The sequence below is a fragment of the Ekhidna sp. genome (assembly GCF_963691765.1).
In the GTDB taxonomy this organism is placed as follows: Bacteria; Bacteroidota; Bacteroidia; order Cytophagales; family Cyclobacteriaceae; genus Ekhidna.
Genome location: NZ_OY829375.1, coordinates 1127531 through 1151434 on the forward strand (window position 1 = coordinate 1127531; position 23904 = coordinate 1151434).

At 37.7% G+C, this 23904-nt stretch carries 15 protein-coding genes and 3 tRNA genes; 6 read left to right on the top strand and 12 right to left on the bottom strand.

Annotated features, from left to right (window positions below):
- Window position 1: 1 nt before the first annotated feature.
- A complete protein-coding gene (gene rlmD / locus ACY650_RS05370) occupies window positions 2–1453 on the bottom strand; it encodes a 23S rRNA (uracil(1939)-C(5))-methyltransferase RlmD (protein WP_462252506.1) in 1452 nt (483 codons plus the stop codon).
- 113 nt (window positions 1454–1566) lie between these two features.
- On the opposite strand from rlmD, the gene ACY650_RS05375 reads away from it, so the two are divergent.
- The gene (locus tag ACY650_RS05375) at window positions 1567–4131 is read left to right on the top strand and encodes a T9SS type B sorting domain-containing protein (RefSeq protein WP_462252508.1); all 2565 of its coding nucleotides are present in this window, start codon (window positions 1567–1569) and stop codon (window positions 4129–4131) included.
- A gap of 10 nt (window positions 4132–4141) precedes the next feature.
- Here ACY650_RS05375 and ACY650_RS05380 read toward each other — a convergent pair whose 3' ends face one another.
- Window positions 4142–6637: a DUF5686 and carboxypeptidase regulatory-like domain-containing protein gene (locus ACY650_RS05380; RefSeq protein WP_462252510.1), complete on the bottom strand. Its 2496-nt coding sequence runs from the start codon at window positions 6635–6637 to the stop codon at window positions 4142–4144.
- 130 nt (window positions 6638–6767) lie between these two features.
- On the opposite strand from ACY650_RS05380, the gene ACY650_RS05385 reads away from it, so the two are divergent.
- Window positions 6768–7565 (top strand): SDR family oxidoreductase, encoded by a 798-nt coding sequence (locus tag ACY650_RS05385; protein ID WP_462252512.1) that lies wholly within the window; start codon window positions 6768–6770, stop codon window positions 7563–7565.
- Here ACY650_RS05385 and ACY650_RS05390 read toward each other — a convergent pair.
- Window positions 7558–8274 (bottom strand): SH3 domain-containing protein, encoded by a 717-nt coding sequence (locus ACY650_RS05390; RefSeq protein WP_462252514.1) that lies wholly within the window; start codon window positions 8272–8274, stop codon window positions 7558–7560. The two genes, ACY650_RS05385 and ACY650_RS05390, sit on opposite strands and share 8 nt — an antisense overlap.
- Window positions 8275–8369: 95 nt before the next feature.
- Here ACY650_RS05390 and ACY650_RS05395 point away from each other — a divergent pair.
- Window positions 8370–8442 (top strand) — tRNA-Lys (locus tag ACY650_RS05395).
- A 33-nt stretch (window positions 8443–8475) separates the two neighbouring features.
- Here the strand turns inward: ACY650_RS05395 and ACY650_RS05400 are convergent.
- The 7 genes from ACY650_RS05400 to ACY650_RS05430 all read right to left on the bottom strand — a co-directional run bounded on the left by ACY650_RS05400 (window position 8476) and on the right by ACY650_RS05430 (window position 20112).
- Window positions 8476–10119, bottom strand: coding sequence for a PAS domain-containing sensor histidine kinase (locus ACY650_RS05400; RefSeq protein WP_462252516.1), 1644 nt, complete (start codon window positions 10117–10119; stop codon window positions 8476–8478).
- A gap of 166 nt (window positions 10120–10285) precedes the next feature.
- Window positions 10286–11914 carry a PAS domain-containing sensor histidine kinase gene (locus ACY650_RS05405; protein WP_462252518.1) on the bottom strand — a complete coding sequence of 543 codons (1629 nt, stop codon included), beginning with the start codon at window positions 11912–11914 and terminating at the stop codon, window positions 10286–10288.
- Between the two features lie 31 nt (window positions 11915–11945).
- Window positions 11946–12314 carry a LytR/AlgR family response regulator transcription factor gene (locus ACY650_RS05410; RefSeq protein ID WP_462252520.1) on the bottom strand — a complete coding sequence of 123 codons (369 nt, stop codon included), beginning with the start codon at window positions 12312–12314 and terminating at the stop codon, window positions 11946–11948.
- 132 nt (window positions 12315–12446) lie between these two features.
- Window positions 12447–12528 (bottom strand) — tRNA-Leu (locus ACY650_RS05415).
- A gap of 63 nt (window positions 12529–12591) precedes the next feature.
- On the bottom strand, window positions 12592–16065 hold the full coding sequence (locus ACY650_RS05420; protein ID WP_462252522.1) for a CHAT domain-containing protein: 3474 nt from the start codon (window positions 16063–16065) through the stop codon (window positions 12592–12594).
- Window positions 16031–18094 carry a hypothetical protein gene (locus tag ACY650_RS05425; RefSeq protein ID WP_462252524.1) on the bottom strand — a complete coding sequence of 688 codons (2064 nt, stop codon included), beginning with the start codon at window positions 18092–18094 and terminating at the stop codon, window positions 16031–16033. Before ACY650_RS05425 ends, ACY650_RS05420 begins: the two co-directional genes overlap by 35 nt.
- Window positions 18091–20112 (bottom strand): OmpA family protein, encoded by a 2022-nt coding sequence (locus ACY650_RS05430; protein ID WP_462252526.1) that lies wholly within the window; start codon window positions 20110–20112, stop codon window positions 18091–18093. Before ACY650_RS05430 ends, ACY650_RS05425 begins: the two co-directional genes overlap by 4 nt.
- A 204-nt stretch (window positions 20113–20316) precedes the next feature.
- Between ACY650_RS05430 and ACY650_RS05435 the strand changes: the two genes are divergently transcribed.
- From ACY650_RS05435 to ACY650_RS05445, 3 genes are all read left to right on the top strand, one after another.
- Window positions 20317–20715 carry an RDD family protein gene (locus ACY650_RS05435; protein WP_462252528.1) on the top strand — a complete coding sequence of 133 codons (399 nt, stop codon included), beginning with the start codon at window positions 20317–20319 and terminating at the stop codon, window positions 20713–20715.
- Between the two features lie 100 nt (window positions 20716–20815).
- The gene (locus ACY650_RS05440; RefSeq protein WP_462252530.1) at window positions 20816–21373 is read left to right on the top strand and encodes a TIGR00645 family protein; all 558 of its coding nucleotides are present in this window, start codon (window positions 20816–20818) and stop codon (window positions 21371–21373) included.
- Between the two features lie 97 nt (window positions 21374–21470).
- Window positions 21471–21554, top strand: a tRNA-Leu gene (locus ACY650_RS05445).
- A gap of 84 nt (window positions 21555–21638) precedes the next feature.
- Here ACY650_RS05445 and egtD read toward each other — a convergent pair.
- The gene (gene egtD / locus ACY650_RS05450; RefSeq protein WP_462252532.1) at window positions 21639–22589 is read right to left on the bottom strand and encodes an L-histidine N(alpha)-methyltransferase; all 951 of its coding nucleotides are present in this window, start codon (window positions 22587–22589) and stop codon (window positions 21639–21641) included.
- A gap of 7 nt (window positions 22590–22596) precedes the next feature.
- The gene (gene egtB / locus ACY650_RS05455) at window positions 22597–23826 is read right to left on the bottom strand and encodes an ergothioneine biosynthesis protein EgtB (RefSeq protein ID WP_462252534.1); all 1230 of its coding nucleotides are present in this window, start codon (window positions 23824–23826) and stop codon (window positions 22597–22599) included.
- Window positions 23827–23904: the final 78 nt, after the last annotated feature.

Consider the following 23904-nt stretch of genomic DNA (forward strand, 5'->3'; position numbering starts at 1 on the left):
ATTATTTCTCCAACAACATCACACACTCCACATGCGAGGTGTGTGGAAATTGATCAACCAGACTAAACTTATTAATATGATATCCTGCATGGGACAGCAACTCAATGTCTCGGGCTTGAGTTGCTGGATTGCAGGAAACATATACGAGTCTTTCTGCATTTAAAGCAATGATTTTTTTCATGGTTTTAGGAGCAACTCCGGATCTTGCAGGATCCAAAATGATGGTTCTTATCTTATCTGTATATTCCGGATGATTCAGCAAAAACTTCCCAACATCTGCAGCATAAAATTTGACACCTTCAATACCGTTTCGAGATGCATTCTCTCTTGCGTCTTCAATCGCAGACTCGACAATATCTACTCCAACTATCTGCGCATTCTCACTCCGTGATGCCAAAATTTGTCCGATAGTTCCAGTACCGCAGAATAAATCTAAAACCACATTGTTATCAATAGTTTCTTTCCTATCCAATGCATATTCTAACACCTTGGAATACAACTTCTCTGCTGATTGAGGATTGGTCTGAAAAAAACTCTTCATGCTGATCTCAAAACTGAGACCCAATAGCTCTTCAACAATCTTGTCTTCTCCATAAATCAATTGGATATCACCAGTAGTGGCAATGGTTCGATCACCAATTTCATCATTTATAGTATGAAGAAAGCCTGCAACCCTTTCTCCAAACTGAGATACAAGAAATGTTGCGAACTCCTCCAAATCAAATTGGTCTAATCCACCTGAAGTGGTCACCAGATTAAATAAAAGTTTATTGCTCTTGTAAGACTTACGCACCACCAAGTATCTGAAGAAACCTTCCTTTCTTGGTGCATGCCATGGTGCTAATCCAGTCTCTTTACAATATGCCTTTATTAATTTCAGTTTGTCCTCAACTTCTTTATCAAAAAGACCTGAATCACCATTCAAATCATCTCCACACCACCAAGTACCCCTCTTTTTAAATCCAAGTGTAAACTCATCTACATCTTTCTTGAGTTCATGATCATAGCCAATTGCAGAAAAGGCATATTCCATTTTATTCCTATAGTGAAATGTGCTGGGCGAAACTACAAATTCATCAAACAGGTCTTCGATATTGTCAACTTTTCCTATTCGACGATAAAGTTCAATAGTGCTCTGCTTCTTGAATGCATGCTGATGTTCTATAGGTAACTTAATGTAAGGGGCCCCTGGAATTTCTTGAAACTGTATTTCTATTTCGTCCTTTGAAGATTTTAACACCTCCAAAAGTTTACATTCAGCAAAGGTCTTGCTTGCCTTTTTTACTTGGGCTCTAACCATTTGACCAGGAAGAGAATTAGGTACAAAAACAACAAATTGACCATGTTCATTGCTAATCTTCCCAATTCCTTTACCACCAAACGCATAGTCTTGGATTTCTATATCCAGGACCTCTCCTCTCCTCACAAATTTGTTTTTTACTTTTCTAGCCATACTCATTCAAGTGGAGTCAATGGTTTACTGACTCTCTTATCGCTGCAAAATTACTATCAGAGCCTTTGGATTACAGGGTATTTAGTAGTTTCATTGTTGTAGATATTGGTAAGATGAAGAAGTTTTTAATCACCTGTGGCCTAATTCTTAGCATGGGAGTTGCTAATGCCTTCCACATTGTTGGTGGAGAGATTGAATTCATCTATATGAGCGATGGACTTTATCGCATAAACCTTATCCAATATTTTGACGAAGCGCAAGAAGATAATCAACAAGCAGACCCGTTCGTAGATGTTTACATTTTCCGGAATGGAGACAATCAACTGATGTCTGTTCATCGGCTTTTCCAAGTTTCAATTGAAAATGTAGAATACACAAATATTGAATGTGCAAGAGATGAGCTTCGCACCTCAAGAATCCTCTATTCATTTGATGTCGCACTTAGTCCTTCTCAATATGCAAGTGCTGAAGGTTACTATATCCAGTGGGAAAGATGCTGTAGAAACGAAGCCATTGATAACATAGTAGATCCTGATGGCACAGGAATGACCTATGTGCTTGAGATTCCTCCATTGATGAAAGATGGGAAAGTATTCGTAAACTCATCTCCGATTTTATTCAAACCGCTAAGTGACTATGCATGCATTGATCAGTTATATTATGTGGAATTCACTGGTGTAGATCCGGACGGCGATTCATTAGTTTATTCGCTGACAGCGCCTCTCAATAGTTCAGCAGTTGAGGCTGTCCCAATTCCCACTCCTAAGGAGCATTTGGAGGTAACTTTTGCTAGCGGATTCTCAGAAAACAATATGGTAGGTGGATCGCCACCTTTAAGGATAAGTAATAGAGGACTATTGACAGTCAAACCAGATCAGACAGGTCTATTTGTATTTGCGGTTAAAGTCGAAGAATACCGAGACGGTGAAAAAATTGGTGAAGTGAGAAGGGACTTTCAGCTTCTTGTAGTTGATGGATGTGAACCGCCGGACCCACCTGTTGTAGACATCGATATCCCTGGGGATCCAACCTTTGACCCTGATGTGGACGTGCTGACATATGTTGCCAGCGATGTGGAAAAGTGCTTTGATTTTGTTGTCTCTAATGTTACAATAGGCGAGACTATTTCACTGCGAGCAGAAGGTGTAAATTTTGATGAAGACTTGGATGAAATTTTTACCTTAAATCAAATTCCAGTTGGGGATGGCACCAGTCAATTGCAAATAGAAGCATGCATACCAGATTGCCCTCCGATCAGAGATGAGCCTTTTATTTTAGATTTAATTGCCGCTGATGACGCATGTCCATTGCCTCAATTAGATTCCCTACGTTTAACCATACAGGTTGAACCTCCTCCCAATAGTGAGCCGATTGCAACACCTGGCATGACCTCTATCACTCTACCAGAAGACAGCCCTTTATATACCCAACTTATATCAGCAGGAGATGTTGATGGAGATGAACTCGATATGACACTGTATATAGAAGGTGTCGAGGACCCTTCCGCTGTTGGTTTTGATCTGATCGATGTAGTTGCAACACCTGGTAGCATTCAGGGAACAGTAACCTGGGATACAGATTGTGAAACTTTTGATTTTTCAGAAATTCAAAACTTCAATGTAGGTGTTATTGTGAATGACAATGACATATGCGACTTACCAGGAGATACGGTATTTATAGATGCAACTGTAATCTTACCTCCGAATACTGACCCTACTGTTTTCTTGACTACTAATTTACCTGCCGAGATAGACCTTGGATCAACGATAGATATTGATGTTTTTGCAAATGACTCAGATGGTGATGACATCACCTTAACTTTTATACCAGGAAATTTTGATGCCGAATTTTACGGAGCATCATTTTCTACTGCAATAGGCAACACGAATGTCAGCTCCAATTTTTTATGGGATTTGAGCTGTGATGCGAATCGATTTATAGATGGACAACAGTTTGAACTTTTGTTCATTGCTGACGATGATGATAAATGTAAAGTCAAAAATTTTGACACACTCAGACATGTTATTCAAATAAACTACCCGGAAAATACGAGCCCTGATTTTGATCCAATCGATCAAAACCTTTCGCTTAGAGTCAATGAATATGCAGAGATAGCAATTAGCGCTTTTGATGCAGATCCTGATGATGAAATTACCATTCAGTTTGCCGAAGGAGTAAGACAGCCATCATCCGAATCATTGGAACTCGAACCTACAACTGGTCAAGGAAGAGTCACTTCAATCTTAAGATGGCAACCGGAATGCTCGCTGCTACGAGCAAATGAAACTTCTTCATTACAAGATCTAATTATTCAAGTTTCAGATAATGCTTGTCCTATTGCCAATATTGATACAATCAAACTCACTGTTGAAATCTTTGACGACAGTGAAAGACAAAATTCATTCCTCCCTCCTAATATTTTTACTCCTAATGGGGATCGACTTAATGATGTATTTAGTCTTTCTGGAAATACTGACCCAAATCAAAACTTACCACCTGATAACTGCGACAATATCTTCGAATATATAGTTATTACCAATCGAGCAGGATCACCCGTATTTAAATCCGAATCTCGGGATTTCATCTGGACAGGAGGCGGATTCCCTAGCGGTGTCTATTACTATGCAATTAAGTACTCCAACTCCGAGTTTAAAGGCTTCATTCACCTTATGAAGTGATGAGTGATCTTTAAAATCCTACTCCTATTCTAAAGCCACTGTCCACAAATTCGCTGTTTCTGAATGCCCAGTAATAGTCCACACGCATAAACTTGAAGATATGCTCAATTCCCGCCCCTACTTCTAAATAGTTTCCAATCGTATCATGAGTAAGGTAGTTCAATGAGGCAACTGCTTGCAGGTTAAGCTTCTTCACGTATGGTATCTTATTGAATATAAATTCATTAAAATGGTGCTCATAGTGAGCTTCCAAATAGGGCTCTGTTGTACTGAACTGATAAAATGGTAACAATTCAAACTTGAAAGACTTGCCGACTTGACTCAAAGAGGTCTGGTTACCCGCAAAGTGCTTGAAGTCGACGAATGTAACCGCATTATCATTTAAGAAAGCGCCAGCTCCTATCGCATAAGTACTTGTTCCTATCAGACCTAACTTCATATCATCCGAAACTCTCAACTGTAAGAAATCAAAATCTATATCTCCACCAGCTGCCTTTATCCCCTTTCTGTAAGTAAGAAATACTTCTGGATACTTAGAACTATAAATGAATTTACGATCCGGCCTTGTAGCATAGGTTTGCTTAAACCTAAATCTAAAGGTGGTTTCAAAAATCAACGCTTGATGAGAAGGGAAGCTGGTATCTGCTAGTTCGGCATTCACGGGTTGATTGATAGTGAAATCTTCTCCGTCACTTTTATGAAAAGTGAAATCAGTTGTATTTGAAAGAGTATCCCTCGAAGCGTACTCCAACTTTGTATTCATCAGAATACCATTCTTCAACTCCTGTTGGAATCTTACGTAGGCAAAAGATTTCTCAAAAATCTTTAAAAAGTTCTCGCCGCTGACAAGAGTTACATAACTGTTTATGAATGGGGTTATTGATTCAGATTCGTCAAATTGAGAGATGTATCTACCTCCCCCTGCATAAAACCTGGTAAACTTGTTGTCGAGCTTTCGATAGCTACCTTCGATTTTCGCATTAAATCTTTCATTAGAGAATCCATATCTGACCGCAGGTCTTATCCAATATTTTGTCCTACCATCTACTTGCTTCCATATTGTAGGCTGAATTTCTGGCACGAAGCCTTCTACAGTATTGTACTGAAAGATGCTGATAACCGCTGGTAGTGACCAATACTTTTCTTCTACGCTATTGGAATGTGAATACCCGCTCAAGAAGATATTACCAATTGTGAGTTTGTTGGTCTCATTGTCTACAGAATCTTTATATGGAACACTTTCTTTGACTACACGAATACTATCTTTTACATGATAATCCTCTACTTCAATAGCGGTCAAAGGTACTGGCCTAATATTCCTCCAATATGCCGTGTCTCGCTCATTAGAACCTTCCTCTACAACCAATACTTCTGCAGTAAAATCCTCTTCTTGAAAAAGATCCGCCTCCTCTTCTACTGCACCAAACTTCGCATCATATAGGTTAGCAGCCTTGTAAGCCTCGTAATTTGGCTCAACCTTGTAGTTTGAATATACTCCAATGTAATATCCGCTTCCTTTGAAGCCAAAGGCACCAAACTTGAATGAATACTTTTGAGAAATCGGCATCCATATGTCGTACTCGGCTGGCGCAAAAACTTGATTAATCTTCAAGGAATCAATAAACTCCAACCCACGAGCCTTGGTAACAAATAAGTCTATCGTGTGAAACCGCCATTCGTCTTCAACGATGTAAACGATACCCTCAAACACGGGATCGGTCTCTCTTTTAGGAATCACCCGTATTTTATTTATAAGCTTACCTCCTTCTTCAAAAAAGCCAAGAAGTCTATAATCGTAAAATAAAAATGCCTGTGGGGAAATGGGAGATACATATTCTCGTTCCATATCAAGATCTATAAACTTGCTATATGCATTTATATTAAAGTCAGAGGCTTTATTAAAGCTAAATCCTTGTTCATCACCACTCACTTTCGAGCTTATCATTCGCTCAGAAACCTTATCGGGCAGCTCAAAGGAAAATTCTGAAACAGATTCTGATAGATAAAGGATGCCCGTATCGATGGTTATCTTTTGACCTAAAATTTTATTGGGCTTATCATCCAGTCTGAATAAGCCTTTGAGATATGCATCAGTCTTAAAAGCGCTTACTTCATTTTCATAAAATTTTCTTTTTCTAATCGCTTCGCGAATCACCCTATATGCCGGATCTTCATCTCCAGCTGTAACCACCACTTCTTTCAATTGAAGCGCTTGCTCTTGCAATACAAAATCAAACTGAATGGTCTGCCCTGCATTTAATGTGATTTGCTTTTCAACAACCTTATAGCCAACATACTGTGCTACGATAACTTGAGTTCCAGCCGAAGTTTTAAGGAAAAATTGACCTTCGCTGTTTGAAGTTGTTCCGTTAGTAGTGCCTTTAACATATACGGTTGAAAATGGAAGTATTTCTCCAGATTCACTTTTTGTTACTCCCCTTATTCCAGTTTGTGCAAAAGAAGAGATTGTCAATAATGTTGCTAGGGTGAAAGTGATTAATTTCATTAGGCTACTGAAAGGTTTTACTGTTAATGCTCAAACGCCTGAATAGGTTGCATCGCATTTCTTTTTATCAAAAGTTTTTCAATGTGAACTATCTTGGCAAAAGTTATACCATTTTCATTTTTACGTTTGTATGCAAAAGGTCGCAATTATTACAGGAGGGTCTTCTGGGATAGGAAAATCATTAGTCTTAAAATACGCCAATGAAGGCTATGCAGTCGCATTTACAGGAAGGAACGGTGAGCGAATGGCACAGGTGGTTTCAGAACTTGGCGAACGGCCTCATCTTGCGCTTGAACTTGACGCTGCAGACAAAGATCACAATCAAAAGATGGTTGATGAAACAGTTAAGAAATTTGGCAGGATCGATGTGCTTATCTGCAACGCGGGTATCTCAATGCGCGCGCTATTTGAAGATGTCGACATTGATGTATTCAAGAAATTGATGGATATCAATTTCTATGGCGCGATATATGCCACCAAATTTGCTCTTCCACATATTCTGGAATCTCAAGGAACCATAATCGCCATTTCTTCTATCAACGGTTGGAGGTCTACACCTGCACGTTCGGCATATTCATCCTCAAAGTTTGCGATGCAAGGATTTTTCGAATCATTGAGGACAGAAGTAATGAGTCGTGGTGTAAATGTCCTCGTAGTTTGTCCTGGTTTTACTAGTTCGAATATTCGAAATACCGCGCTTACTGCTGATGGCAAATCACAAGGCGAATCTCCAAGAGATGAGAAGAAAATGATGAGCTCTGATGAGGTGGCTGAGCGGACGTATAATGCCGCGAAAAGAAATAAGCGTGACTTGATTCTTACATTCCAAGGAAAGATGGCTGTCTTTTTAAATAAAATAATTCCATCTCGATTGGATAAAATGGTTTACAACATGATGAAGAAAGAACCGGACAATCCGCTCAAATAACTTTAAGCTTTCCATTTCTAACAAAAACTTCTTGTCCATCCCATAGTATTTGGGTCCAAACATCATCTTGATCCAAGACCTTTACCTTATGTCCTTTGCTTAGAATTTCAATGGGTTCAGCGCCAGCTGATGGACCTGACCTTAGTAATGTCCCATTTGAATTTAATATCGCCTCTGGAGATGCTTTGAAGTTTAGTATCATTAAAAGGCAAAAAGCTGTGAAGAGTTGGATTATGCCTGCTGCAACTGCTTGCTCATCTTGTCTATGCTTTCGATAAACATACGCCAACAGCATAATTAGAATCGCGGAGAGTAACAAGGTAAAATGAACCTTATATAGATTGATCAAGGCTTGGAAGTAGTCAGTATCATCATAAGAATACCCTGCTAAACCATTTTCTTCAGCAATCTCTTCTATTTTACCTATTACACTTCGATCAGCTGTGCTTTGATAATATTGATCTAAAAAGAATAATGCATCGGTATAGTTGCCTAAACCATCCTGAATAAAGGCCATTTTCAATAACATTGAAGCTGATGCAAGGTTATTTTGATACAATTCTTCATACAATTCATACGCCTCAGTATATTTCTGATTATTAAACAAAGAATCTGCGCTATTTAAATCAGCGTTTTGGGCTGTTAAAGCGGTAAAAACACTACAGAAAAAAAATCCAAAAAATATTCTCACCTTTATTCTCATAATCATGTGGTAAAATTGATTAAGATATTTATTTTTGCATCCGCAATTTAAGACAGAGGTCTTGAATTGCACTTCTTTTTATACGAAAGGAGAATAAAAATGACTGGCTAGCTCAGTTGGTAGAGCAACGCCCTTTTAAGGCGTGGGTCCTGGGTTCGAGCCCCAGGCCAGTCACTATCCAAAACCCAAGTTTCAGCTTGGGTTTTTTTATTTCATCTCTGTTTTCGGAATCTTAATTTCAATGGTGGTGCCTTTATCAATCTCACTTGTCACCGAAACGTTGCAATTATTTTTTTCTAGCAACCCTAAACTAAGGCTTAATCCAAGCCCAGCTCCCATCTCTTTGTCAGTTCCCACCTTCGATTTTTGAATTTCTTTTTTGATGATAGACTCAATCCTGTCAGAACTCATTCCAACTCCTGAATCAATTATACTGACCGTAGTCTCAGACTCATTTTGATCTCCCTTCACTTTAATACTGCCACCTCCATTTGTATACTTAATTGCGTTGTGAATTAAGTTTCGAATAGCAACTTTGAAATGATTTTCATCGATCCATGCTTCCATTTCTGTTGGAGCATCAATTTCAAAATCTATTTTCTTTCTTTCAATTAATGTGTGAAATAAATCCGCATTTTCATGAACGACATTGCTAACGTTGACTTTTGCAGGATAAGCACTAATTCCACCAAGCTGCATACGTGCCCACTCTAACAATTCATCAACGGTATCCGTCAGACTAGTTAACCTTTTCTTTAAACTCTCCTGATATTCCATGAATTGCTCTTTCGAAATCACATCATCATTATTCAAGCTCAAGATGCTGTGAAAGAGATTTAAAGGGCTTTTAATATCGTGAGCAATAATTGAGAATAACTTATCCTTCGTTTCATTCGCTACCTTCAAAGCTTTATGCGCTCTAACTAGCTCACTTACATCATCAACGCAAATTGCTATTGACTCTACTTGATTTTCAGCATTCAGAATAGGCTCATACTTTCCATTAGCCGAAATAACAGACCCATCCGGCAAACTTGTTTCCTCTAAAAATGAAACTTGTTCACGACTTCTAAGAACCTCTTGAAACATCGGTTCATGTTTCTTGAAAATATGATCAGGAAGAATGTCTTTTCTGTTTTTACCAATTAGATCAAATCGGTTTTGTCCAAACCGACTGGCATAATTATGATTGACTAAAATAAAATTGCCATTAGCATCCACCAGTGCCATTAGTAATGGTGCGTTATCTAAAAGAGATCTAAGTGTTCGCTCTTGTTGATTGGACCTATTAAAGGTCTTTATTAAGATTGATCTGAAAACATATAAGAAGAGATATAATACTCCGGAAACGACAATATTATTTATCAAGGTCAACCCAAAAATTGTACCTTCTATGCCTTGTGCATTTAAGCTTAGTACTTTTAAAATGAGAAAACAAGCAAAAATCAGCCAATAGGTCAGGTGCTTCTTAAAGCCGTCAATCAGAAACATGGAAATAGCCATTGCTGCGAACAACATATTCTCCAAATCCACATCCTGTCCATTCTCAATGTAAATAAGCGAAGCGCCTGAAATTAAGAGGACGCAAAAACTTATAAAATATCCCTTTGAAAAACGTATCCAACCTTTAGAATTAAACCACCATGAAACTGATAACACAGCAGCTGCTACTAAACAAAGAATTGGCTGAAATACAAGACCAAAAGCCAAGGTGATAACTCCCAATAAAATTGATGTAACTACGCAAAAAACAATTAAATAATTGAATAGAGCTATCCTTCTCTTATCAAGAGGACTTTGGGCATAAGACATGCCAATCTTTAAAAATCTCTTAAGCGTAATGGAAATCATCAGGTGACTTAAACCGAAAAGTTTAAACTTTCAATGATTAAATAAGATTAATCGACTAAAAGTAACCTTCGCGAACAACAAAATGTTTAACAAAATTATTACGCTGGTTAAACGACTGTAATATAAGATATTGTATTAATATTTCACCGAAAACGGTTGGGCATTATCAATTGGGCTGCATTGATATCGTAGTAACGGTGCCTTTACCAAGTTCACTACTGATTGCTACATCACAATTATTTTTCTCAAGAAGCTCCAGGCTTAAACTCAATCCAAGTCCGGTTCCAGCCTCACCAGCTGTTCCGCTTTTAGAATTTTGCACTTCCTTCTTTAAAATCGAATCAATTTTTGTTTGATCCATCCCCAATCCAGAATCCGCTATTTCCAGGATGACGTTATTTTCTATTTGCAAACCGCGAATGTTCAGCTTGCCCCCTTCGCCTGTAAATTTTAATGAATTGTGAATAATGTTTCTCGCTCCTATTTTTAAATGATTTGCATCTACAATGGCAATTGTCTCAGGTTCTATATCAACAGATACTTTAATTTTCTTTCTATCAATCAGCCCTTGATATAGTTCAATATTTGACATAACTACTTCCTCAATATTTGTTGGTGATGGTGAGGAATTTACCCCATCCAACTGTGTCCTGGCCCACTCCAACAGCGTATTTACTGTGTCTCTTAAATCTGTTAGTTTAACCCTAACTGTATGTTGATGTTTCAGGAAGTCATCCTTGGAAATAGCACCTTGAGAAGAATAGTCTAATAAACCTTCGAATAAATCCAACGGTCCTCTTATGTCATGCGCAATGATTGAAAATAACTTATCCTTCGTAGAATTGGCCGCTCTTAGTTTGTTTTTTGCCTCCTCTAATTTTGTAATATCATTTACAAAAACAGAAACCCCCGTAACCTCTCCAGTATTTGACACAACAGGGTCGTACTTACCACTTGCATAGAAAGTACTCCCATCTGGCATTTCAGTGAACTCTAAAAACTCTGTACTTTCTCCATTCAGCGTTCGCTCTATTAATGGAATATGCTTTTGTAAAATATTGTCAGGAAGGACATCTTTTATATGAGAACCGATTATTTCATTGCGCTTTTTACCAAAAGATTTTTCATAGTTGATATTGACCATTTTGTATTGTTTCTCAACATCCAGAAGGCCCAGAAAAATTGGCACGTTATCAATCATGGAGTAGAGTATTTCATCTTTTTCATTGAGATGAAAAAATGCTTTTAGGAGAGATTTTCTAAAGGCATTAGCAAAAAGGTAAACGATCACGCAGAGGAGTGTGACATTCTGCAAGGTCAAATAGAATTCCAAGTCGAATGGAAGTCCTAAAAATTGATTCTTAGTAAACTTTAGCCAAATGAGTATCCCATAAATCAACCAAAAACCCAGGTATCTGAATTTACCATCATAAAGCAGGTAATTCACTGCCATAAACCCAATAAGTATATTCTCCACCTCATTAAATCTACCTTGCTTCAAGGCGATGTAGGAAGCAATGGTTACTAAACTTACTGATACGGATATAAAGCATGTTCGTGCAATAAAATATCTCCCCAAATGGTTTAGATAGATCACAAATAGAAATAATAAACCTCCGACAAATGTTACAATGTATTGTGGAAATAGACCAACAGAAAATATCAGAATACTTACTAGCAGGGCAATAGTACTACTGATTAGCGCAAGATTATTAACAAATAATACTCGTCTATAGCTTAGCGGGTCGGTTAGGCCTGATAGGCCTGCTTGGTTGATCTTAGTTATTAAATTCATTCAGCAGGAAGTTTTCCTGCCGGCCTTAATGTTACATCAATTTAAGGCATTTATGGATTGCATTAACTAATTGGTCAGAATTTTTGAGTGGCTTCTGAATAAAAGTGACGTACTCAACATCGTAATTCTCCATAACTTCTTCCGGATGACTCGTTATAACAATCGTTTTGGGCTTGTGATCGCTGATTTCCAATACTTCCGGACCTTCAAGTCCCGAAATATTGATGTCAAGAAGCAAAATATCCGGTTTATCTATATCTATTCTTTTTGCAGCATCTAAAGTATTGTCGCTTGTACCCAAAAGCTCAACTTCTTGAACCTTGTTGACAACTACTTTTAGGATTTCTGCAAATGCAGGATCGTCTTCAATAATTAAACAGGTATATTTTGAATTACTCAATATCTAAACTTTCTCAATGTTAATGCAGCATTAAAAATAGAACTTTTTATTTCATAATGTCCTCGACGATGTTCAATTTTTAATCATTCTCGATAATACCAAAAAAGCCTCTCAACAATGAGAGGCTTTTTGTACCTGAGGCCGGAATCGAACCGGCACTCCTTGCGGAACACGAGTTTGAGTCGTGCGCGTCTACCAGTTCCGCCACTCAGGCAGTTGCTTTAGCAAACGGTGGGCAAAAGTATCCAAAAATTATAAGATTGCAATAGCGATTTGATTATCCTCCTAACATTACAAAAGCCCCCCAATAAATTGGGTCTTTATACTTCTTTTTGATTTTACGTTGCGCACTCAAAAAGGCCTCCCTCTTACTACCAGTTTTAAGATATTCTTTATAAAAAGCTGTCATAAGATCTTTCGTAGCATTATCATCGACCTTCCATAGTGACATCACCACAGATTCTGCCCCTCCAACAAAAAAGGCACGCTGCAATCCATAGATACCTTCACCAGAAGCAATCTCTCCCAATCCTGTTTCACAAGCAGATAATACGACCATTTTTAATTCTGTCAGATTTAAGTTCATGATCTCATACGCAGTAAGAATGCCATCATCCTGATCTGGATCTAATTGTATATCACTAACCCCGGCAAGTAATAATCCTGAGCTAAGCATTGGATCCGTACTTGGAGCTTTCTCGTCTTCCATAAAGAATCCATGTGTTGCAATGTGTACCAAATCTCTATTTAATTGAGATTTAACACTAGTCTCGCTTGCATCATCTTTTAAGAGAACTTGGCAGTCGGAAATAGATTTTTGTGCCAAACCATGTATTGCCTTGATTTCCTCCTCAGTGCCTGGTAGATCTGCAACATTGGATATTTGTTCGAAACTACGAGTTGAGGCTACCATGGTAGTAGTCTCTCCCAATTTATAAGATGGCCTACCCACTAATAATGCACTGCTAATAACCACCTCTTCACTCACATTTAGGTTGAGTGAAAGCACATCTTTTGTTGAACTTAGCTGTACTATTTCTAATTCATCGATGAGATACTTCTTGGTCTGAGGATCAAACAGGGTGTTCACACTGACCTTATGATAAATTCCATCGGGAGCATAATAAATCTTACTTATCCCTTTAGCTATAAGATGATCATAAATCTTCCTCCAAAACATATCAAAAGACTTAGGGTCTTCAACCTTAAATTTTATGGCATTTTTATAGACTGCAAACCCTTTGGATTCAAACTCATCTCCTTTGCCTATTACAATTAATTCGGGATACTCCTGATCTTTAATACCAACCAGGGCAGTATATATTCCTTCGTCATTTAATTCAGTCCGTATAATTTCAACGGTCGCTTCTCCAGGTTGCAGTTTGGATTTTATTTGATCAAAAGTGGGAGTTTGACTACCAAAGGAACCACCGAAAGAGGCCGACCTTCTAGACAATTCTTTTTCCAAACTATTGGTTTGCTCCAATAGACTATCCAATTTCACATTACTGCTCTGAACCAATTCACTTTTGAGCGATTGAAGATCTGCAATTTGTTTCCTAGCTATCGTCCACTCTGAGAATAGTCTAATTAATTCTTGATCACCACTGTTAAAGATCTGCTCTCTTACCTGTTTGGTTGAATTAAGCAACATCCCCTTGGTACTCAGTTCAAGATTATACCATTCTTCTACAACATGCGGTTTTATGCTTCCCTCGTCCGCATTCGATCGAGCGACCACATATCCCTTGAAATTGTTGAGAAGCTTTTGTTTTTCCTCCACGAATCTCTTTTTCTCAGATTCTGATAAGTACGTAAAGGATTCTGATATTTCCTTCAATTGCGCACTGGCTAATGATAAGAGCAATGGCTCAGCAAGGTCGTACTGACCGGTCTTTGTATATAAATTGGCAAGATTATTTACCGTTCTAATGTATCCTGGATGAGTGTCCGTATAATACTTAGCATATAGATTCTTTGACTTTTGCATTGCTTCGAGCGCTCTATCACTTTGACCAGCCAAATCATAAAGCAGTCCCAAATTTGACAAGGCAGATAAATACTGAGGATGATCCTCTCTTACGGTATATTCAAAAATCTTTATAGCATCCTCAAAATCTTTTTGCGCTATTTCATATCTACCATTCTTCTGGTAATAAACTCCTCTGTTGCTGAGGAGATTAGAATAGGAAGGATGGTCTTTACCTGAAGATGCACTTTGCCATTCAATAGCTTGATTCAATAAGACAAGTATTGAATCATTATCTGAATCAGTTCGAGTTAGAATATTTGCAAGGTTAGTAGCTAGTGCTATTCTCAAACCAGACTCTTCCTCTGAAGAAATCTTAAGAGCTTCTCTATAGTTTGCATTCGCTTTTTCATAGTTTGCCAATGCTTCATAAAGTGCACCCTGGCTATTTAAAACTGAAGCATACTCTGAAGAATTATTCAAGCCTTCATTGTTCAAAATTTGTTGAGCTTTTAAAAAGTAGCTATCAGCGTCCTTGAAATTTTGTTGGAGATATTTTTGATTACCTAATGACTGATATGCCACTGCTAAAGCCTGAGGTTCGGAATTGGGATTCTCTTCCAGTACAGCGATGTAGTCACTAAATACTTGATCCGCTCGATCAAATTTTCCCATCTCCGTATGCAGCTTGCCAAGTTCTAGTACCGTTTTAGTATACGTAGCACTATCAATCATATTCTTGGATTGATGAATGATTAATGATTTGCTCAGCGTATTTAGTTGCTTATACTTTTGACCGGTCTGATTGAAAAGACTGGCCTCTTCCAGTAAAATTGAGACATATTCGGGCGTATCCTTATAAAGATTCTCGGCTTGTGTATAAAATTGAGCGGCATCATCACTGCGATAAAGAAGTACTGCAAGACGCGCTGCGTTTAACACAAATTCTTTGGTATCAAGCTCAGAATCTGAACAAATATTACCATTTGAATCACACCAATTCAACAGGGTACTAACAGCCTCAAAGGCTTTAACATAATCTTTCTCATGAACAAAGACATTATAGTAGTCTTTTAGGAAAAAATGGTAGTCTTCCTGGTTCTTCAAATAGGCATTCAAATCATCATAGTACAATGCTGCTTCACTATACTTTTCTGCAGACATTAATAAAGCACTGTAATTTTCAATCACATGCAGATAGAAAGAGCTCTTCCCATCTCCTAGCAGTCCTAGCAACTCTTCATAACTCCTTTCTGCTTCATCAAATTCTCCCAACTCCCCATGTACATAGGCTAGATCATCCAACGACCGAGCATAGAGTTCGTCTGGTTTTCCAATTGAGTCACGATGAATTTGTACTGTTTTAAGAAGCATTTCCTTCGCCTCATCAGTTGAATCACAGTTCAAATAATAGATCCCAAGATTTCGTAATGAAGAAAGTGTTATCGGGTCTCCCTCACCGTAAACTTCACTTCTTATCGCAACATCTTCTTTACTTCTTTGGATTGTATTTTCACAATCTCCTAGCTGATTAGCAACAAAAGCAAACTTAGATGTAAAGAATAGCCTTACGGTATCTTGCTCGTCTAATGAAGTGTTGGCAATTGATTCTTGTAATTCAATCAGTTGTTGATTAGCAGACTCATACTCTCCTCTTGAAATATAAGACTCAATAAGATCTACTTCACGATTGAAATCAACTTGTGTTTGAGCAAGTGAAGCAGAAAAAAGAGAAAGAAATAATAGACTAAAAAGTGGTTTCATGATCAATTTCTCCTTCATAATTCATTAAGGCGTAAACAATTTCATCCTCAGCAAATGCGCTATTGGAAAGTACTGTGATATAATCATTATCATTCTTAATAATTGATGGGTTTTTAAGAATGGTATCAAAGGTGTAGGTAATCTCATTGGTAACTACAGCTTGGCTTTCATCATAAACTGATGCTACTACTTTGGATCCTTCAACTTCATTAATATGTGTGAAAATCCAAATTGCCTGTTCTTGCCTAAACATTCCAATGTAGTCACCTGGTAATTCGATGTTCTTGGATGATTCTAATTTTCCATTAAAATTCACATTCGAGATGGAGTAATTCTTGCCATTTCCTTGTAGCACGATCGCCTTCCCTTGCAATTGATTTACCATCACATTTTTTATAGGATCTGTAGACTTCAAGGTAGATGTAAAATATTCACCCCCACTTGAGGAAATTTGTGAAAGCCAAGCCTTACCTGAAAACCCTCCAATTAAATAGGTACTATCACCTACAATTTTGAAATATGAAATTTCAGAGTTCTTGTATGGTTCAATTTCCCATTTATTCTCATAATCTTCACCTCTGGGAGAAGTACCAATTAAAAGGTTTTGATCATCTCTCTTTCCAATAAATAACGACAAACTATCAGAGAGCTCTAGTTTCTTAGAAGCACAAAAATTACCTTCAGCCAAAGCTCCTACAATTAGAAAAACGCTGTCAGCGGAGAAGCAATCGGTTATCGGCTCAGTTCTAAATTTTTGGATATTCTGTTTCGCAATCAATCCTTCTAATTCACTTTTAAACGAGCGATAATTTTCTTCCTCCTGTTCTTGCGCAAAAGTTGCACTTCCATTTTCTCCGGGCATCAAGTCATCAAAAAACCATTGAAAAGTTTCTTGCTCATGGCCAGATGAAACTATTGCCTCATCAAGACTATCTGCTAATTGAAAAGATGTGAACATGTTCTGATAGATTCGGACCTTTCGTGACAGATAATCATCAGTTGGCGGAGTATTTAACACATTGCAATTTTTTTCATAGACGTATCTATTGCCATAATCAAGCTTCGCAATCAAATACTTAAAGACGTCAATCAACACAGATTCATTGTCATATTTGGTAATCAAGTTGATAATCCGTTGGAATTTAAGATCGTCAAGCTGAGCTTGCATACATTCATCTCCATTGAGCATTCTGTCATTTGTTTCAACAAAAAACTTGAAGGCAGTCTTAATTTCATTTTGAAGACCATCTACTTCAATTTTAAGGAGATCTAGAAATCTTTCAGACCATTGTTTGTAGTCCCACACATCGATATCATCAGCCAAGAAGTTTGCAGGAGTAATGCCGTTCATTCTAAAATGGTCGATTACACGTTTGTTAATATTTACCTCTCTTTTCTTCTTATGAGGTAGCTTTTGATAGATTTCACGATAGTTATCAGTATAGTACATGGATGAGTCAAAGCTCATACCAACTTTCTTGACAGCCATTTTAAGTGAGTCATCAGCCTTTAAAAAAAGTTGTCTTAAATTATCAGCACTGGTATTGATAGAAATAAACCCTTCTCTTGCCTTGAGGTAATGAAAGACTGCTTTGTCATAGTTCTCAATGAGCTCTTCATAATAAACGGCATACCCTTCACTGTCTTCATAGCTTTTCTCAATATTCCTCACCCCCATAATTGTAAGAGAGTCTTTATTAGTTACATCTGTAACATCATACCATTCTGGAAATCTAGATACCTCCTTTGCATCGAGGTAGTTTTTTGCTAAGCCAAAATTGGTTTTAGCGTTATAAATGCGTTGCCTAGACGCTACTCGATCTACTATAGGATCAAGCGCTGAAAAAGTCTCTTGCTCAAGCTTACCCAACTGATAGTAAACATTACTAAACGATACATTTTCCTTTTGAAATTGAATGAGTTGATCATAGAAGACCTCTCGATCGACAGTAGATCGATCATTAAGTATCTTCTTAAATGCACCTGTTTGGCCAAAGCCCCAACTAGCACTCAATGTTAGAATCAATATTAAGAATCCCTTTTTCATTTTGATTCCTCCGTTAAGATTTTAAATTCTACCCGTCTATTCTTTGCCATATTTTCGTCTGTATCATTAGGAACTAAAGGGTTAGCTTCCCCATAACCAATCGCGACCAGCCTCTCTTGTTTTATTGCATTATCCTGCAAGTATTGGAGAACCGAATTCGCTCTAAGGTTTGAAAGTTGAAGATTGTATTTATCTCCTCCTGCATTATCTGTGTGAGCAGAAATCTCTACTTTATATCTTTCGTTTTCAGAGAGGTACCCCACCAACTTATTCAGCTCTTCATAAGATGCTGAGTTTAGCTCATAAGAATTTAGCTCGAATGTGATGTTGTTAAGTACAAGCGAAACATTTTCAACGGACTGAAGCGTTGCGCTTACTTCATTTAGTACTTCTTCGTCTGATAAATCTAACTCTGCAGAATAGTAACTGTATCCTTCAGCAGAAGTGCTGATTTCGTAAACTTCTCCATCACGCAGCTGAAGAGTTATTTTCCCATCCTTCACATTTCGTTTAGTCTTCTCATTTCTACTAACATTATAGACAGTTATTTCAAGACCCAAATTATTGCCATCTTCATCTGAAAACGAAAGCGAAACATCTTTCAAAGTACGTGTTAGCTCAATATCGAAATCAAAAAAATCGAAGATTACCTCCTCATCAAAAGGAAGATTCAAGGTGTCTGAAAAATAATTTTCAGAATTAAAAATGACATTCAATTCTTTACCTAATGAAATATTGGTCTGTTCACCCTGAGTCATTTCGATAGTCTCGATAAACTCAAAGTCTGAATCGTATAAGGATATGCTCGCATCAATTGGGAAGTAGAATTCCTGGTCAAATACATTGAATGTAATATCAACACTTGGAAACAATTCGAAATCATTGGTGATCAACATGCCATCACTTTCAATTAGCTTGGATTGTGCAGAATATTGATCTTTATATGCAAGAAGTGAAAATTGTTCACCCTCCGGAATAAATATTTGATAATATCCCTCTGCATTACTGCTTGCCTCCTGAAATACCTTAGTTGTATATGGGTTTATGACCTGAATTGTAGCAGACAGTGGATTTCCTTGCTCATCAGTTACTCTTCCAGTAACCAAAGTCATTTCTACTGGTTTAAAAGCAGTCGATAGTTTCTGTGATTTAACAGCAGAAGATATCTTATTTTCCCCTCGAGTGAATTCACCACTGTTATAGTACAATGTGCTATCTCTATTTAAAGAAGGTGAGATTAAATCCTCATCTTCAATTAAAGAAATTATAGGTTTGGGGTTATACCTAAATAAGCCATCTATCTTGGCCCAAAAAACTGAAAATTGTTTTCGTGCTAATCGTCTCCCCTCTTCATCTGACACATCTTCTAGTGAGGAATAAAAGAATGTTTTATTGTCACGTGCATAATACGGAGAACAAACACATCCTGTATTATAAACAGGTGGTAGCAATTCCGGTTCTGACCAAGACCCTGATTCGGTGAGTTCACTGTAGAAAAGCTGACCGCAAAAGTCATCGGCCTTTTCTTCCGGCGGCAATGGTCTGGTAAACAATATTTTCTTTTCGTCAGCTGAAATTGCCGGAGCATCTTCGTCTACTACCGAATTAACTCCAATATCTAGTTCCTTCGGTACTGACCATTTGCCGTTTTCAAATGTAGCGTAGTAAATATCATAGTTTGCTTTATCTGCTGATTTCGCTGAGAAGTACAACGTGCTATTGTCAAAATTGAGCTGAGGATACCTAATATCCATCCCGGAAATGTCATCGCTCTCGAATATGGGTGTTGGTTTATCCCAGAAAGAAGAATCCGAATTATAATTCGCCAAATACGGTTTGAAGCTTCCAAAGTAGTTGGCAATAAAAACCACTTTACTTCCATCAAAGCTCACCTTAACGTGCTTTACAATAGCTCCGGTATTGATATTCTTTAGCTCTTGGGCTCGAACGGTACAAAAGCAGAAAATGGAAAAAATGCACAAAGCAAATTTTCTATTTAAAGAACAGGTAGGCAACATAGTAAGTCATTAGGTTTTCCTAAAGGTAAAAAATTAGTTGTCACGTAGCGATTAATTCTGTCTATGATTAACAAGTTTTTCTTCATGGACTATATGAATCACCTATCAACACCCTAAAATCGTCCTTTAACCATACTTGAAGATGCTCCTCAATTTTTAGAACCAGTGTAATAGTTGTTGATTTGTAGCTAAATAATTAGCGGATTGAAAAACGAGGAACATAGGTATGCTGGATTTTGGACAAGACTCTTAGCTCATAATATTGACCTCTTGCCAATTTTATTGCTTTACTACCTAGCATCATTACTGATCCCACAATCTAACTATGATTATTTATTTATTACCGGAATCTATTTTGGTTACAATATTCTTTTCGAAATAAGTCCTCTGTGCGCAACGCCTGGAAAAAGATGGGTAAAGATAAAAGTGGTAAGTAATAGCAGAAAAGAACTAAACTTCATACAAGCAGTTGTGCGAAATATTTCAAAGATCTTATCATTAATACTTTTATTTGGTGGATTCATAGCCATCATTTTTACAGAAAAAAAGAAGGCGCTACATGACTATATAGGTGGTACTTTGGTATTATTCGATGAAGATTAGATTTAATTTGGACCTTTGAAAGGTCATCATTCAAATAATCGCTTATATTTCAGTTTTTAAATTTAACTAGGGAGAAAAAATGGACAACGAAAATTCACTAATGAGCCGGTTTGAGAGCTTTTTCGAAGGTTTTATTTTCTGGAGTAGATGGGTACAGGCTCCCCTGTATTCCGGCCTAATTGTGGCATCATTCCTATATCTATATAAATTCTTTCAGGAACTTCTTTATATGGTAAAGTATATAACCATCTGGGATGAAACTGAAGTCATGATTAAGGTATTGGGACTTGTAGATGTATCGATGGTAATGAACCTCGTAGTAATGGTAACCATTGGTGGATACTCAATATTTACTAGTAGAATAGATGTCGATATGCATGAAGATAAGCCGTTATGGCTTGAAGGACTTGATGCAGGACAATTAAAAATTAAGTTGGCTACCTCTCTTGCTTCAATATCCGGGGTTTATCTGTTGAAAACATTTATGAACTACCGAAACGAAGTACAAAAAACCAGTACTGAGGGTGTGATCATTGAGATCGTCATTCATATGGTATTTATCGTTTCAGCATTATTGCTTTCGCAGACTGAGAAAATTACCCATAGCTATCATACACATGGTGTAGTTGATGACGAGAACGGCGATTCAGGTCATTAGTAATTGAAAAAATTATAGAAGCCGAAAGAAATTCTTTCGGCTTTTTTTATGGACCTTGGAAAGAATTAACTTCAAAAAGTTACTTTTGCCATCCCTTGCGCATGTGGTGGAATTGGTAGACACGCCATCTTGAGGGGGTGGTGGGAGCAATCCCGTGGAAGTTCGAATCTTCTCATGCGCACTTCATTCATATTTCGATCGTACCTAGCAAACCATATAGCTATTATAAGGATGACCCTACGATCGATTTTCATCAATAAAACTTCTACTTTTCCCAAAGCACATCGGCAAACCAACATTCCTCATCAAGGAATGACGCCTTGGATTTAAACCCAGTGACTCCAGCTAAAGATTCTAACTGAACTTGATCATATTTTTTTGATATCTCCATGAAAATCGCTTCCCAAGCTCTAAAGTGGAAATCCTCTCCATCTACTGTAACTGTTTGGTCGACTTTACTAATTAGGTAGCTGCGACACTCGCCCGTATGTGGATTATAGTAAGGGTAATGCTGGAATAGGTCGCGATTAAAATTGCCATCAAGTTCAGAGTTGATACGATCCAAAAGATTCAGATTAAACTCCCTGGTAACACCTTGTGCATCGTTATAGGCACTCAGAATAATCGATGGGTCTTTCTTCAAATCGACGCCCATGAACAGTAAATCCCCAAGCTTTAGAAATTGCTGCAGTTTGGTCAAAAATCCTTCTGCTTCAATCTGTGAAAAATTACCGACTGTTGATCCTAGAAAGAAGACGATATCCTTTTCCGGACGCTCGGATATCTCAGCTAAGGCATCAAAGTAATCTCCAGCATAGGCCTCAATCTTCAAGCCTGGAATTTCATTTTGTAAATTCTGCTCTAGGATCTCAAGGACATTACTAGAAATGTCAACGGGTGTATAAGTAAAGTCTACTCCAGCTTCTTGAAAATGCTTTAAAAGAACCTTTGTTTTAAGGCCATCTCCTGCCCCCAATTCAATAATTCTGAATGGAGATCCGTCATTGATAGCAGTTAGAATCGCTTGTTTATGTGTATTGAAGATTTCAAGTTCCTTCCGAGTCAAATAGTATTCATCCAGATGCATGATTTGCTGAAATAGCTCATCTCCTTTAGCATCATAAAAATATTTTGAAGACAAGAATTTGTTATCAGCTTGCAGCCCGTTAAATACGTCTTCAGCTAAGGGTGTTAGGGTAATTGTATCTTTAGACATCTATATCTTAAATATGCTTTGCTAACCGAATGCCCGAAAACATCCAGCGTAAATGTGGGTGAAAGAAGTTACGATAAGTAGAGCGTATATGGTTTTTAGCTGTACCAAAAGAACCACCGCGTAGCACCATTTGGTTCACCATGAATTTCCCATTGTATTCTCCCAAAGCCCCTTCCGGCGGATTATAATATGGGTATGCTATATATGGACTAGAAGTCCATTCCCATACATTACCCAAAAAGTCGTAATCAGTAGTTTGAATTGGTCTAAAAGTATTTTCTTCCACAAAGTTTGCTTGATTAGATGAAGGATTTACAAATGTGTTACAAGCTACTTCCCACTCATGCTCTGTAGGAAGTCTACAACCTTTCCATCTGGCAAAAGCATCTGCTTCATAATACGAAATATGGCATAGTGGGTCATCTAAATTGATCTTCTCAAACCCTTGCAGGGAGTAATGCCACCATGAACCTCCATCTTCCTGACTCCAATACCTTGGACAATTAATCTGATTTTCATTGACCCAGTCCCATGCCTCGGAAAGCCAAAGAAGGTGGTTTGAATATCCTCCATCCTTTATAAATTCTAAATATTCACCATTGGTTACCAGCTGTGATGAGATTTCATATTCATGCAAAAACACTTTATGACGCCCAAGTTCATTGTCAAAATGAAATCCCACTCCTTCAAATCCAATTTCATAGTTTCCTTCAGACACATTTAACCATGTTGCTTTCGGGGATTGCACCCCATTTTTCCGTTTTCCATCTTCACGATATGGCGGGTGTAATGGATTATCTCCAAGAATTCTTTTTATGTCATATAAAAACAGTTCTTGATGTTGTTGTTCGTGATTGAGTCCTAAAATCACGACATCTGAAATTTCTGATGATACTGAATTGACCAGAAACGACTCCATAGCTTCGTTTACATACCTTCTATATGCAAACACCTCCTCTACTGTTGGGCGTGTAAGCTGGCCCCTATTTTCTCTGGTCCATCGATCGCCAGCAGAGATATAGTAGCTATTGAACAGCAGAGGGAACTTAGGATGATACTCCTTGTAGCCTTTAACATTTGGCTTTAAGACGAATGTTTCAAAAAACCATGTGGTATGTCCAAGATGCCATTTTAATGGACTTACATCGACTATTGGTTGTACAACAAAGTCTTCGATTTCTAGTGGATCACAAAGAAATTGTGTTTGAGCCCTTACACTTCTATAATCTTCGAGCAAGGAATTTTGAGTTGAGACCGTGGATTGCAAAACGATTCAGGGTTTTTTTTCAATTTATAAATCTTGACGACAGAATCC